The sequence below is a fragment of the Nocardiopsis eucommiae genome, from assembly GCF_965344335.1.
GTDB lineage: Bacteria > Actinomycetota > Actinomycetes > Streptosporangiales > Streptosporangiaceae > Nocardiopsis > Nocardiopsis eucommiae.
Map to the genome: position 1 here is coordinate 24296 of NZ_CBDRIY010000002.1, position 13504 is coordinate 37799.

General features: G+C 71.6%; 11 protein-coding genes. 8 read left to right on the forward strand and 3 right to left on the reverse strand.

Translation table 11 applies throughout. The features are described from left to right. Positions 1-79 precede the first annotated feature (79 nt). From ACRWK8_RS01590 to ACRWK8_RS01610, 5 genes are all read left to right on the forward strand, one after another. Positions 80-646, forward strand: a complete 567-nt coding sequence (locus tag ACRWK8_RS01590) for a DNA-3-methyladenine glycosylase I (RefSeq protein ID WP_431867846.1) — start codon at positions 80-82, stop codon at positions 644-646. A gap of 44 nt (positions 647-690) precedes the next feature. Beyond that, positions 691-1509 (forward strand): NAD(P)H-binding protein, encoded by an 819-nt coding sequence (locus ACRWK8_RS01595; protein WP_431867848.1) that lies wholly within the window; start codon positions 691-693, stop codon positions 1507-1509. Between the two features lie 339 nt (positions 1510-1848). After that, the gene (locus ACRWK8_RS01600; protein WP_431867850.1) at positions 1849-2139 is read left to right on the forward strand and encodes a hypothetical protein; all 291 of its coding nucleotides are present in this window, start codon (positions 1849-1851) and stop codon (positions 2137-2139) included. Next, a complete protein-coding gene (locus tag ACRWK8_RS01605; RefSeq protein ID WP_431867852.1) occupies positions 2136-3152 on the forward strand; it encodes a zeta toxin family protein in 1017 nt (338 codons plus the stop codon). Before ACRWK8_RS01600 ends, ACRWK8_RS01605 begins: the two co-directional genes overlap by 4 nt. A gap of 208 nt (positions 3153-3360) precedes the next feature. Continuing rightward, positions 3361-4176, forward strand: a complete 816-nt coding sequence (locus ACRWK8_RS01610; RefSeq protein WP_431867854.1) for a TetR/AcrR family transcriptional regulator — start codon at positions 3361-3363, stop codon at positions 4174-4176. Between the two features lie 88 nt (positions 4177-4264). Here the strand turns inward: ACRWK8_RS01610 and eda are convergent, their stop codons facing one another. The 3 genes from eda to zwf all read right to left on the reverse strand — a co-directional run bounded on the left by eda (position 4265) and on the right by zwf (position 8300). Continuing rightward, positions 4265-4903 (reverse strand): bifunctional 4-hydroxy-2-oxoglutarate aldolase/2-dehydro-3-deoxy-phosphogluconate aldolase, encoded by a 639-nt coding sequence (gene eda, locus ACRWK8_RS01615; RefSeq protein ID WP_378735710.1) that lies wholly within the window; start codon positions 4901-4903, stop codon positions 4265-4267. Between the two features lie 68 nt (positions 4904-4971). Then, positions 4972-6828, reverse strand: a complete 1857-nt coding sequence (gene edd, locus ACRWK8_RS01620; protein WP_431867856.1) for a phosphogluconate dehydratase — start codon at positions 6826-6828, stop codon at positions 4972-4974. Further along, positions 6825-8300: a glucose-6-phosphate dehydrogenase gene (gene zwf / locus ACRWK8_RS01625; protein WP_431867858.1), complete on the reverse strand. Its 1476-nt coding sequence runs from the start codon at positions 8298-8300 to the stop codon at positions 6825-6827. The genes edd and zwf overlap by 4 nt, the downstream gene beginning before the upstream one ends. 216 nt (positions 8301-8516) lie before the next feature. Here zwf and ACRWK8_RS01630 point away from each other — a divergent pair, with 216 nt between their 5' ends. The 3 genes from ACRWK8_RS01630 (at position 8517) to ACRWK8_RS01640 (ending at position 13115) form a co-directional block, all read left to right on the forward strand. Next, a complete protein-coding gene (locus ACRWK8_RS01630; protein ID WP_431867860.1) occupies positions 8517-9704 on the forward strand; it encodes an ROK family transcriptional regulator in 1188 nt (395 codons plus the stop codon). A gap of 296 nt (positions 9705-10000) precedes the next feature. After that, positions 10001-10687: a hypothetical protein gene (locus ACRWK8_RS01635; RefSeq protein WP_431867862.1), complete on the forward strand. Its 687-nt coding sequence runs from the start codon at positions 10001-10003 to the stop codon at positions 10685-10687. Between the two features lie 502 nt (positions 10688-11189). Beyond that, positions 11190-13115 carry an LCP family protein gene (locus tag ACRWK8_RS01640; protein WP_431867864.1) on the forward strand — a complete coding sequence of 642 codons (1926 nt, stop codon included), beginning with the start codon at positions 11190-11192 and terminating at the stop codon, positions 13113-13115. Positions 13116-13504 lie beyond the last annotated feature (389 nt).

Below are 13504 nucleotides of genomic sequence, written 5' to 3' on the forward strand. Positions count from 1 at the left end.
TGAGCACCGGTTTCGCACCGACCGTCACCGGTCTCCGCGACGATGGGAGCCCGTCCGCACACCGCTTCGAGGAGCACCCATGACCGACCTCCACCGCTGCGCCTGGGCCCGGAACGCCTCCGAGCTCATGACCGAGTACCACGACCACGAGTGGGGGCGGCCCTCGCACGACGACACCCACCTCTTCGAGATGCTCGTCCTGGAGGGCGCCCAGGCCGGTCTCTCGTGGTCGACGGTGCTGAACAAGCGGGAGAACTACCGGAACGCCATGGACGGCTTCGACGTCGAGCGGATCGCGGCCTACGGACCGGCCGAGACGGACCGGCTCCTCGCCGACCCCGGCATCGTCCGCAACCGCCTCAAGGTCGCCTCCGCCGTGCGCAACGCCCAGGCCTTCCTGCGGGTCCGCGAGGAGTTCGGCGGCTTCGACCCCTATCTCTGGGGGTGGGTCGAGGGCACGCCGGTGGTCAACGACTGGACCGTCCCGGAGGAGGTGCCGGTGACCACCGCCCTGTCCGACCGGCTCAGCCGGGACCTCAGGAAGCGCGGCTTCAACTTCGTGGGCAGCACCATCGTGTACTCCTACCTCCAGGCGACCGGAGTGGTCGACGACCACCTCCGGGGCTGCCCGGCCAAGCCCGCCTGATCCTTACCGTACGCTGTACTGTACGCACTACGGAAGGATGCGCCTTGACCTTTCTCATCGCCGGAGCCACCGGCACCGTCGGCCGCGAGGTCGTCCGGCAGCTCGTCGCCGCCGGACACCCCGTGCGCGCGCTCACCCGCGACCCCGAACGCGCCCGCGTGCCCGAGGGCGCCGAGGCGGTCCGGGGGGACCTCACCGACCCCGACTCCCTCATGCCGCACCTCACGGGGGTCGAGGGCCTGCACCTCATCACCTTCGGCGGAGACGACTACGCGCCGCTGGAGACCGGGCCGCGCCTGGTCGAACTGGCCGTGGACGCGGGTGTGCGCCGGGTGACGGTGCTGTCCGACTTCCACGAGGGCGGCGTCCAGGAGGCCCTGCGCGCGAGCGCGCTCGCCTGGACCTTCCTCGACCCGGTCGAGTTCATGTCCAACCTGCTCTCGCACGCCGAGGAGATCCGCAGCGAGGGCCTGATGCGGGTGTCCCGCGACCAGCCGAGCGCCATGGTGCACGAGGCCGACATCGCCTCGGTGGCGGTCAGCGCCCTCACCGAGGACGGCCACGGCGGGCGGTCGTACCCGATCAGCGGCCCGGAGGCCCTGACCCCCGCCGAGCAGGCCGAGCGGCTCTCCACCGCGATCGGCAGGGAGGTCGCGCTGGTCCGCCTCGGCCCGGACGAGACCGCCCGGCGCCTGCGCGCCGAGGGACACGACGAGGAGTACGTGGCCTTCGCCCTGGACCTGGCGGCCAACCCCCCGGAGGTCGGTGGGCAGGTCCAGGACACCGTCCTCCGTGTCACCGGCCGGCCAGGCCGCACCCTGGCCCAGTGGGCCGCCGAGCACGCGGAGGAGTTCACCGCGTAGCGCACCCGAGAGCACCGACCGGGCCTGACACGCATGTGGCCGATTGCGGCCAGAGTGCTGGACCTGATCACCCTCCACCCCCTAGGCGGCGCTGTGAGGGATCGGGGGGATCGTGCGGGATCCTGGGAGAGGTTGACCGGCCCTGACGTGGTCCGCCACGACGTGTCCACGCCCCTGGGCCCGAACAGTTCCCCGCACCGCGAAATCGTGGAGGCATCCTCCCCTGGTCCCCTCGAAGCCCGACCCGCCGACGCGAGCCCGAACCGGCCCCCACACCTACGGGCGGATAGGGGAGATAATCGGACCGGGCTTTCCAACGAATACGGAGAGGAGAAGTACATGACCAGTGACCACACTCCCCCGATGCGCACCTGGAGTGCGCAGGAGGCCGTGTTCTACGAGGCCGCCCTGGAAGCCATCCATGGCGCCATGGGGGCCTACAACGCCCTCATCGCCCGTGAAGAGGCCAAGCCGAACCCTGATCACGAACTCATCCAGCAAGCCAACGCCGACCGGCGCGCCTGCATCGCGCACCGTCAGAGCCTCGACCCGGCAGACGCCGATCAGGTCGCCCGCACCCGCGCGTACTACAGCGAACTGACGCGAACCGTGCGGGAAAGGATGCAGTGAACGACTTCAACGCCGAGGACTACCGGCTCCCCGCGGAACGCAACAAGCACATCTTCCGGCAGAGGATCGTGCCCGACCTCCTCGAAGGCAAAACCCCCCAGAAACGCCCCACCGCGCTCTTCCTGATCTCCCAGCCTGGCTCGGGCAAGAGCCGCCTGCAGAAGGAGGTCGAACGGCCCCTTCTTGAGCAGGGCGGCTACGTCGACCTCGACAGCGACCTGTACAAGCCGTACCACGACGACTACGACGCGCTGATGCAGCGCGACGACAAGCTCATGACGGCCGCCACCCGTGCCGACGGACGAGAGTGGATGCGCCTGGCCGCCGAGTACGCTCGCGAGCGCAATCTCAATGTCATCGTCCAAGACACAGCGCAGAACCCCGAGTACAGCGCCCAGATGATGGAGAGCTACAGACAGAAGGGATACAACGTCACCGCCGAACTCATGGCGGTGGACAAGACCCTCAGCGACCAGGGCATCAACGCCCGCTACTTCGAGCAGGTCCGGGACCGCGGGGCCGGCCGTCTGACCGTTCAGGAAGCTGCTGACCGTTCCTACGAGGGGACTCAGGGACTGGCGCAGATCATCGAAGACAAACCCGGCCTGGTCGAGCGCGCGCGCATGTGGCGACGCGGGGAGAACACACCCTGCTACGACACTGCGGACAGCAGGTGGAAGGGAAAGTCGCTGGCCAAGACCCTGCGCCACGAGCGGGAGGAACGCCCTTGGACACCTGAGACGGTGACCGGCTTCCAGCAGACGCAGGAGCGCATGAAGTCTCCCCAGAGCCCCGAGGTGCAGGCCAAGCTCGGACAGGACTGGCCCTCCAGGATGGCCGACCTGGATGAACGGGCCAAACCGAAGATCGCCACCGCCAAGGCGGCCGAAGCCGTCCGGCGTGCCAGCAGGGGTGGTCCGTCGGCCGGCAAGCCGATGGATCTACGAGCGCGGGCATCCGCACGCAAGGGTTCGCCGTCACCGCCACCCAAGGGCCCCGAGATCGAACGCTAGGAGCAGTGCGGCTGGGCGGCCTCGCAGGATGACCGTCGCCCGGAGCCAGAGCCGCCCCGGCACCCGATGTGGTCCTTGGTGGCCCTCGTGCACGAGTTCTTCGGTACCCGGCCAGACCCCGCCCCTCCCCTCCGGCGCGCGCGGGGGCGGGGTTCCACGGACGTACACTGACCCGTACGCCCTACGGACCCAGTACCAGGACGGACCGATGTCCCCGCAGAACAGCAAGAGTGGCGATCCCGCGCGCAGCCTGGCCCTGCTGTGGCGCACCCAGGAACCCGCGAGCCGCCGCAGGGGGAAACCGGGGCTGAGCGTCGACCGGATCGTGGTCGCCGCCACCGAACTGGCCGACGCCGAGGGGCTCGACGCGCTGTCCATGCGCCGGGTCGCGGAGGCCCTGGACGTGGGCACGATGTCCCTGTACACCTACGTCCCCGGCAAGGGCGAGCTCATCGACCTCATGGTGGACGCGGCCTACGCCGACCTGGACACCGGCGACCGGTCCGGCACCTGGCGGGAGCGCCTGCACCGGATCGCGCACGCCAACCGCGACCTCTACATCCGCCACCCGTGGATGCTCCAGACCGTCACCACGCGCCTGCTCGGCCCGAACCTCATCGCCAAGTACGACCACGAGCTCTCCGCCGTGGACGGTCTGGGGCTGAGCGACGTCGAGATGGACTCCACGGTCAGCCTGGTCAACGGCTACGTGGAGAGCACGGCGCGGCAGACCGTCAACTCCGAGTGGCTGACGCGGGACTCGGGCATGGACGACCAGCAGTGGTGGCGGACCGCCGACCCCCTGCTGGCCGCACTGGCCGACGAGTCCCAGCACCCGACCGCCGCCCGGGTGGGCGTGTCGGTCGGCACCACCCACCGGGCGCTCTACGCGGCGGACCACGAGTTCACCTTCGGCCTGGAGCGGGTCCTGGACGGCGTGCAGGTCCTGGTCGACGCCCGCTCCGGTACCGACGAGGTCGGGATGCGTGGGGGCCGCGCCGGTGGCGACGGAGCCGTCACCTGAGCGGCCACTCCCCCGCTGTGCGCTGCCACGCGAGCCGCGGCCTCGCACAGCGGGGTTCGCACCGGGGTCGGCCGCCCGGGCCTCCGCCTCAGCGCTCCAGCGCCGCGGCCGCCCGCGCGAGCTCGGTGACCTCGTCCCAGCGGCCCTCACCGACCAGCGCGGCGGGGGTCAGCCAGCTCCCGCCCACGCAGCCCACGTTCGGCAGCGCGAGGTAGCCCTGGGCGCTCCGCGCGGTGATGCCGCCGGTGGGGCAGAACCGGACCTGTGGCAGCGGACCGGTGAGCGACTTCAGGAAGGCCGTCCCGCCGGAGGCCTCGGCCGGGAAGAACTTGAGCTCGGTCAGCCCGAGCTCCAGCAGGGCCATCGCCTCCGACACCGTCGCCACCCCCGGCAGGGCGGGCAGTCCGGTGTCGGCCATCTCCCGGGCGAGGGCCGGGGTGCACCCGGGGCTGACGAGGAAGCGCGCGCCCGCCTGGGCTGCGGCGCGGGCCTGCTCGCCGTTGACGACGGTCCCGGCGCCCACCACGGCCTCCGGCACCTCCTGGGCGACGCGTTCGATGGCGTCCAGGGCCGCCGGGGTCCTGAGGGTGACCTCGATGCCGGGCAGGCCGCCCGCCACCAGGGCGCGCGCGAGCGGCACGGCCTGGTCCGCGTCCTCGACCACCACCACGGGCATCACCGGTGCGAGGTCGAGCACGTCCGCACCTGAGCGGGGGATCGTCGTCATGGCTGTCTCCAAGTGGTCAGTGGGTACCGATGGTGAGAGTGGGCGGCGGACCCGGGGCCCGTCCGGGCTCAGTGGCCGAAGACCCCGGCACCGGTCTCGGCCGGGCCGACCGCCCCGCGCAGGGCGGCGAACAGTTCGCGTCCGGTCCCGGCGGAGGAGTCCACCGTGGGCCGGGCGTCCTCGCGCCCGTCGAGGTCGGCCAGGACCTCCAGTGTGCCCCGGACCGCGTCCAACCGGATGGTGTCGCCGTCCCGGACCCTGGCCAGCGGGCCGCCCGCCTCCGCCTCGGGCGAGACGTGGATGGCGGCGGGCACCTTGCCCGAGGCCCCGGACATGCGCCCGTCGGTGACCAGCGCGACCTTCTGCCCCCGGTCCTGGAGGACGGCCAGCGGCGGGGTCAGCTTGTGCAGTTCCGGCATGCCGTTGGCGCGCGGCCCCTGGAAGCGGACCACCGCGACGAAGTCCCCGGTGAGCTCACCGGCGGCGAAGGCCGTCTGGAGTTCGGCCTGGTCCGCGAAGACCCGCGCGGGGGCCTCCACGACGTGCCGCTCGGACGCCACGGCGGACACCTTGATCACGGCGCGGCCGAGGTTGCCCTCCAGCATCCGCAGTCCGCCGTCGGGGGCGAAGGGGTCGTCGGCCGGTCGCAGCACGGTCGTGTCCGCGCTCTCAGTGGGTCCGTCCACCCAGGTCAGCTCGCCGCCCTCGGTCAGTTCGGGCACCCGCCGGTAGTGGTCCAGGCCCGGTCCGGCGAGGGTGCGGACGTCCTCGTGCAGGAGCCCGGCGTCCAGCAGGGTACCGATGAGGAAGGCCATGCCGCCCACCTCGTGGAAGCGGTTCACGTCGGCGGCGCCGTTGGGGTACATGCGGGTGAGCAGCGGCACGGCCTCGGAGAGCGCGGCGAAGTCGTCCCAGGTCAGCTGGATCCCGGCCGCGCGGGCGATGGCGACCAGGTGCAGCGTGTGGTTGCTGGAGCCGCCGGTGGCCAGCAGCGCGACCACCGCGTTGACGACGGCCTTCTCGTCGATCTGCTCACCGACCGGGGTGTGGTGCTCGGTCAGGGCCGTCAGTCCCAGCACGCGGCGTCCGGCCTCGGCGGTCAGGGCCTCGCGCAGCGGGGTACCGGGCTGCTCGAAGCTGGCCCCGGGCAGGTGCAGGCCCATGACCTCCATGAGCATCTGGTTGGAGTTGGCGGTGCCGTAGAAGGTGCAGGTGCCCGGCGAGTGGTAGGCGGCGGACTCGGCCTGGAGCAGCTCCGTGCGGCCGACCCTGCCCTCGGCGAACTTCTGGCGGACCCGCGCCTTCTCCTTGTTGGGCAGACCGGAGTGCATGGGGCCCGCGGGCACGAACGCCACCGGGAGGTGCCCGAAGGAGAGGGCGCCGATGAGCAGGCCGGGCACGATCTTGTCGCACACGCCCAGCATGAGGGCGCCGTCGAACATGTCGTGGGAGAGCGCGACGGCGGCGGACATCGCGATGACGTCCCGGCTGAACAGGGACAGTTCCATCCCCGCCCGGCCCTGGGTGATGCCGTCGCACATGGCGGGCACCCCGCCCGCGAACTGGGCGACTCCGCCCGCCTCCGCGACCGCCTTCTTGATGACGGCCGGGTAGGTCTCCAGTGGCTGGTGGGCGGAGAGCATGTCGTTGTAGGCGGAGACGATCGCCAGGTTGGGGGTGACGTCCCCGGCCAGGGAGAGCTTGTCACCGACCCCGCAGGCCGCGAAGCCGTGCGCGAGGTTGGCGCAGCCCAGGGAGGTGCGGGCCGGGCCCTGACCGACCGCCTCGCGGACACAGGCCAGGTAGGCGGAGCGGGTCGGGGCGCTGCGCTCGGTCAGTCGCCGGGTGACCTCGTCGATCACCGGGTGGACGGCGGCGGGCGTCCCGGTGCCGGGGGTCGCGGTGCCGGGGTTGTGCGCGGTCATGCCTGCTCCTCTTCGTGCCACGTGTTGCCGGAACGGCCGATGAGCCGCTGCGCTCCTGCGGGACCGGAGCTTCCGGCGGGGTAGGTCTCGGGGGGTGAGCCGAGGCCGTTCCAGGCCTCGATGACGGGGTCCACCCACCGCCACGCGGCCTCGACCTCGTCGCGGCGCATGAAGAGGGTGGAGTCCCCGGCCAACACGTCCGTCAGCAGCCGCTCGTAGGCCTCGGGAGAGCGGGTGGCGAAAGTGTCGGCGAAGCTGAGCTCCAGCGGGACCGGCCGCAGCCGCAGCGCACCGGCGCCGGGCGTCTTGGCCAGCATGGTCAGGTGTATGCCCTCGTCCGGCTGGAGGCGGATGACGAGGCTGCCCGCTCCCGAGGCGGTGGCCCCGGGGAAGATCGTGTGCGGGACGTCGCGGAAGCGGATCACGATCTCCGAGCGGGCGCGCTCCATGCGTTTGCCCGTGCGCAGGTAGAAGGGGACGCCCGCCCACCGCCAGTTGGCGACCTCGGCGCGCAGGGCCACGAAGGTCTCGGTGTCGCTGGTCGCCGGGCCGCCCGCCTCGTCCAGGTAGCCGAGGACCTCCTCGCCCTGGACGGTCCCCCGCGTGTACTGGCCGCGCACGGTGTGCTCGGAGACCCGGTCGCCCGTGATCGGTCTCAGGGACTGGAGGACCTTGAGCTTCTCGTCCCGGACGGCGTCGCGGTCGTAGCTGGCCGGGGGCTCCATGGCGGTGAGGCAGAGCAGCTGGAGCAGGTGGTTCTGCACCATGTCGCGCATGGCGCCGGAGGAGTCGTAGTAGCCGCGCCGCCCGCCCACGCCCACGGTCTCGGCGGCGGTGATCTGCACGTGGTCGATCCACCGGGCGTTCCACAGGGGTTCGAGGAAGACGTTGGCGAACCGCAGGACGAGCAGGTTCTGCACCGTCTCCTTCCCCAGGTAGTGGTCGATCCGGTAGGTGCGGGACTCCTCGAAGACCGCTCCCACCTCGTCGTTGACCGCCTGGGCCGAGGCGAGGTCGCGGCCGAGCGGCTTCTCCATGACGACGCGGGACTCGGGGGTGACCAGGCCCGCGTCCCGGAGCCCCCGGCAGATGGCCCCGGAGATCATCGGCGGCACGGCGAGGTAGAAGACGCGGTCGCGGCCGGGGGTGAGGGCGGCGGCGAGGTCGGTCCAGCCGGAGGGGTCCCCGCCGACGTCGACGGTCACGTGGGAGATGCGGCCGAGGAAGCGCCGCAGGACGTCGGGCTCGACGACCTGGACGGCGCTGTGGCCCCGGACGGCGGAGGAGGCCTTGTCGCGCAGGTCGGCGTCGGTGAGCCCGTCCCGGGAGACCGCGACGACCCGGGTGTCCCCGCCCAGGTGGCCGTCGCGGTCGAGGAGGTAGAGGGAGGGGAGGAGTTTACGCATCGACAGGTCACCGGTTCCGCCGAAGACCACCAGGTCGGTGGGGCTGGGCGCGGGCTGCTGCGGCATTCGTGGGGCTCCTGCGGGAGGGGGACGTGCGAGGGGTGGGGCGGGGGTGGGGGGAGGAGACCGCGGCGCGGGGGCGAGGGGTGCTGTCCGGGGTCCGCGGTCCGGTTTCGACCCTAATCCCACTATGGTAAAAATCCAAGCACACTTCCTAACATTAATTTACATAAGTGCACGAACTTCAAGCCACACCGTCGAGTGAATGGTTGAATGACAGGCATGGCCAGAACCCCCGGACGCTTGTCCTCCACCGCCACCAGCGGCCACATCCTGGAGATGATCCGCACCGGCAGCGCCACCAGCCGTTCCGAGATCGCCCGGGCGACGGGGCTCTCCCGGCCCTCCGTGGCCCTGCGGGTCACCGAACTGATGGACGGCGGACTGGTCACCGAGGGGACCCGCGCCGCCTCCAGCGGGGGCCGCCCGCCCACGCTCCTGGAGTTCAACGCCGCCAGCGGGCTGATCCTCACCGCGGCCCTCGGCATGGCCCGCAGCCAGGCCGCCGTGTGCGACCTCGACGGTCGGGTGCTCGTACGCGCCCCCGGTTCGCCCCGCATGGAGCTGGGGCCGGACGTCACCGTGCCCTGGCTCCTGGACACCTGGTCGGAGCAGATCGCCGGGCTGGGCCGCTCCCCCGAGGAGGTGCGCGGGGTGGGCATCGGGCTGCCCGGAACCGTGGAGTTCCACGCGGGACGGGCCGAGGACCGCCCCTTCCTCGGCAAGTGGGCGGGCGTGGCCCTGGGCCCGCTGGTCGCCGAGCGCTTCCCCGTCCCGGTGACGGTGGACAACGACGTGAACGTCATGGCGCTCGGTGAGCACATCGCTGGCGGGCACGGCCACACCGACGACATGGTCTTCGTGAAGGTCTCCACCGGGATCGGCGCCGGGCTGGTCTCCGGCGGGCGCCTGCTGCGCGGCGCCCTGGGCGCGGCCGGGGAGATCGGCCACGTCCCCGTGCGCGACGGCGGCGGCCTGCCGTGCCGCTGCGGCAACACCGACTGCCTGGAGGCGGTGGCGGGCGGGCGCAGGCTCCTGGTCGAGGCGGCCGAGCGGGGCCGTGAGGTGGCCGGACTCCAGGAGCTGGTCGCGTTGGCGGCGGAGGGCGACCCGGTGGCGGTCACGCTGGTGCGCGAGGCCGGGCGGCGGCTGGGCGAGACCCTGGCGGGCGCGGTCAACCTGCTCAACCCGGAGCTGATCGTGCTCGGCGGGGACCTCTCGGAGGCCTACGACCACCTGGTGGCGGGGGTGCGGGAGGTGGTGTTCCAGCAGTGCACCGCCCTGGCCACCCGCCAGCTGAGGATCGTGGCGAGCACGCTGTGGGACGACGCGGGGGTACGCGGCTGCGCGGCGATGGTCAGTGAGGAGATCCTGTCGCCGGAGGCCGTGAACGAACTCCTCGCGGGCTAGCCCCGTCGTCCACAGGCTGTGGACAGCGGATGTTTACCTGGATCGGGGTCGGGCAAGCGGTAGGGAGGACGAACTGTCGATCCTGCCCCCATCTGCCCTGACCTGCGAAGGCGCCGCGCCAGCGAGCGCCCGATCCGTCATGACACTTGACAACGAGTACCGAACTGCCGAATAGTCACGCACCCGAGTACCGGCTGGCACTCGAACACCCTCCGCCACCCCCGCACCCCGCCGCCCCCGTCAACACCGTGGCCATGTCCCGTGCGGACCACCGCCCGGAAAGGTCTCCCGTACACATGCTGCTCGACAACCCCGCCGTGCTCGTCGTGATCGGCGCCGGTATCAGCCTCGTCACCAGCGTGGTCGTGACCGCGCTGCACTCCCGGCAGATCCGCCGCGCCGAACTGCGCACCGGCACACGCACCTCGGCCCGCAACCTCACCAGCGCCTTCATCGCGGAACGCGACGGCGACGGCGACGGCACCGACTTCCTGCGCGAGGCCGAACTCACGGTCATGTCGATGACCGACCGCAAGGCCCGCGAGCGGCTCAGCGAGGTCGTCCGTCTGCTGCGCGAACACGACCTGCCCGAGGTCCAGCAGCTGAGCGGGGTCGGCGCCGCCTCCGCCAAGCGGGTCCTGTGCGACCACGCTCTGGAGGTGCTCGGCGCCCACCTGCGCGCGGACCGACTGCCCGAGGTGCCCGCCCTGGTGCGCAAGATGCTCAGCGTGGAGGAGGAGGCCCTGAGCATCCACTCCGGTGAGACGCCCAAGCCCAGCGCTCCCATCGAGAAGAGCCAGGTCACCGCCCGTCCGCGCCACACCGGTACCGCCAAGGCGGCCGGTGGTTCCGGAAGTACCGCCCGCAGAACCACCAAGAGCGCGAAGACCGCCGCCAAGCCGAGTGGCAAGGGCCGCGCCACGACCGCCACCGCCGAGGAGCCGGAGAAGAAGGAGAAGGAGAGCGGTTTCTGGGACGACTGATCCCGCCGTTTCGGACAGCTCACCTCCCCCGGGCGGCGAAGACTCCCAAACCCCTACAGGGTGGGAGATCCAGCCCAAATGGTGCCTCACCACCAATAATCCGCGTTTCACCGGCGCGTCGAACACGGCTCACGGGGGAACAGATGAGACAGTCAGACACGAAAGCCGCATACGACTGCCGCCCGGCGAAGGAATTGCCCGGCGCAATTGTGGTCAGGAACCGCGCGCATGGACAACCCGAGCACGCACTCAGCGAGATATTCACCTAGGATCACTGCCACGCGCAGGTTCCGGTGTACTTGGCGATCCCTGTCCGCTGGCGTCCCGGCTTTCCCCCCAGCCTCGGGACTCTCTCTCGGCGACTTTTCGGTCAGGATTCCGGTCAGCCCGCGTGTTTCCCCCGCGCGACCCCCGCCCTCCCCGGACTCGGGCCCGTGACCCTCCAGGGTCGGTGTCCGGCCGTTGGCACGCCCAGCCGTCCGAACCCACCGAGATTGTCACGATGCCCGCTGACGAGAACCCCGCCGACTCCGGCGCGGACCTGACACCAGACGAGAACTCCGAGCCCTCTTCCCAGGTTGAGGGCACCAAGGGGACTGCGGCGGACTCCGCCGAGTCGGATGTGGAAGGGCTGGACGTGAAACGGGACGAGCCACACGAGAACGGCTCCGCGGCCGACGAGCCCACCGGCTCCGGAGCCGCCGACGAGCCCACCGAGCCCACCGAGCCCACCGAGCCCACCGAGCCCGAGACTCCCACCGGGGAGGCTCCGGCCGAGAACGAGCCCTCAGCCGACTCCGACGAGGCTCCGGAGACCGTCGTCATCGACGTCGACGCACCGGTCGCCACCGGGTCCGGAGCGGAGGACGGCGCCGAGGCCGACCCCGACGAGCCCTCCGAGGAGGACTCGGTCCAGGGTGCGCAGGCGGCGGACCGGGAGAAGGACGGGGAGGCGGACGGGGGCGACGCCGTCAGCGCCGCCTCGCCCGCGCCGGACACCGGGGACGAGGACCGCTCGGAGCCGGACGCCGGCGCCACCGCCGGACAGGACGGGGACCAGGACGGGGATGACGCCGCCAGCGCCGCCGCTCCCGTGCCGGGCACCCCGGAGGCAGGGGCCAAGGACTCCCCGGTCACCGACGCCGGATCGGACGCCAAGGACGGGGACGCCCCGGGACCGGACGGTTCCGAGGACGGTGCCACGGCAGCCGCCGCTCCGGTCAAGGGGAACAAGCGCAAGCGCGACCGCCTGCGCAGGACCGTCATGTGGACGTCCGCGTCCCTGGCCCTGCTCCTGGTGCTCGGGGTGGGCACCGCCTACGCCTACTACCACTCCCTGCGCTCCGGCATGGTGCAGCACGACATCGAGGCCCTGCTCGGAGACGAGGAGCGGCCGGACAAGATCAGCGACGCCGTCAACATCCTCTTCATCGGGTCGGACGGCTACGAGGAGGACAGCCCCGCCTACTCGACCGAGTTCGAGGGCGAGCGCTCGGACTCCCTGATGCTCGCGCACATCTCGCCCGACAACCGCGTCTCGGTGGTCAGCTTCCCGCGCGACTCGCTGGTGCAGCTGCCCCAGTGCGACGCGTACGGGCAGACCGAGGGCACCTACGGCTACTTCGGCATGATCAACGCCGCGATGTACCACGGTGGACCGCCCTGCGTGGTGAGGACGATCGAGACCCTCACCGACATCCGGGTCGACCACTTCGTCCACCTGAGCTTCGCGAGCTTCCGCGACGTCGTGAACGCCATCGGCGGGGTGGACATGTGCATCCCCGAGCCCATGGAGGACCGCAGGTCGAAGCTCAGCCTCGACGCCGGTGACCAGACCCTGGACGGCGACCAGGCACTGTCCTTCGTCCGCGCCCGCTACGACATCGGTGACGGTGGCGACATGGGGCGCATCGACCGGCAGCAGATGTTCCTGGCCGCGCTCGCGGACCAGGTGACCAGCAGCGACGTGCTCAGCAGCCCGTCCAAGCTCAACGGCATCCTCCAGGCGGTCGCCCAGCACAGCGCCACCGACCGCGAGCTGTCACTGGACCGGATGCTCTCCATCGCGGTCACCATGGCCGACGTGGACCTGTCCGACATCGCGTTCCACACCGTTCCCTGGTACCAGGCGCCCTACGACCCCAACCGGGTCATGTGGCACGAGGAGGAGGCCGACGAGCTGTTCGCCGCCGTGCGTGAGGACCGCCCGCTGCCTGCGCTGCTGGCCGACGACGCGCCCGCGCCGCAGGAGTCGCCCATGGACGAGCCCACACCGGTCGATCCCAGCCCGGAGGGCAACGCGGGCGGGGCCGAGACCGACGCCTCGTCGCCCGAGCCGTCCGCGCGTCCGGGCGAGGGGCGCGACGCCACGTCCAACCCGTGTCAGGACGGGCTCGGCTTCGGCACCGGCGAGGACGACGGCTGGTAGCCACGCGCCAGGGATCCGTTCACGGGAGAGGGCCTCCGTCCGCGCACAGCGACGGAGGCCCTTCTCTGTGCCCCGGACCGTCGAGCCGCCATCGCAGACCACACGTGCGGGACCGACGCGTCCCTCGCCTGACCGCTCCAGCCAGACAACGGAGTCCCGCTGTTCCACGGGACCCGGCCCGCACACGCGGAGGGCCCCCGTCGCGAACAGCGACGGGGCCCCTTCACGCCCCTGTGGGATCCGGCTGTTCCATCGGAACCGACCCGGGCACGCGGAGGGCCCCCGTCGCGAACAGCGACGGGGGCCCTTCGTGCCCCTGGCAGGGCAGGTGCCCCGGGCGGCGGGAACTCTGACTTTCCGCTGGTACGTGCCGGGAAACCCCCACAGTC

Coding starts and splice junctions, on each gene's coding strand:
- ACRWK8_RS01590 (WP_431867846.1), top strand. CDS start 80: ATGACCGACCTCCACCGCTGCGCCTGGGCCCGGAACGCCTCCGAGCTC.
- ACRWK8_RS01600 (WP_431867850.1), top strand. CDS start 1,849: ATGACCAGTGACCACACTCCCCCGATGCGCACCTGGAGTGCGCAGGAG.
- ACRWK8_RS01610 (WP_431867854.1), top strand. CDS start 3,361: ATGTCCCCGCAGAACAGCAAGAGTGGCGATCCCGCGCGCAGCCTGGCC.
- eda (WP_378735710.1), bottom strand. CDS start 4,903: ATGACGACGATCCCCCGCTCAGGTGCGGACGTGCTCGACCTCGCACCG.
- edd (WP_431867856.1), bottom strand. CDS start 6,828: ATGACCGCGCACAACCCCGGCACCGCGACCCCCGGCACCGGGACGCCC.
- zwf (WP_431867858.1), bottom strand. CDS start 8,300: ATGCCGCAGCAGCCCGCGCCCAGCCCCACCGACCTGGTGGTCTTCGGC.
- ACRWK8_RS01630 (WP_431867860.1), top strand. CDS start 8,517: ATGGCCAGAACCCCCGGACGCTTGTCCTCCACCGCCACCAGCGGCCAC.
- ACRWK8_RS01635 (WP_431867862.1), top strand. CDS start 10,001: ATGCTGCTCGACAACCCCGCCGTGCTCGTCGTGATCGGCGCCGGTATC.
- ACRWK8_RS01640 (WP_431867864.1), top strand. CDS start 11,190: ATGCCCGCTGACGAGAACCCCGCCGACTCCGGCGCGGACCTGACACCA.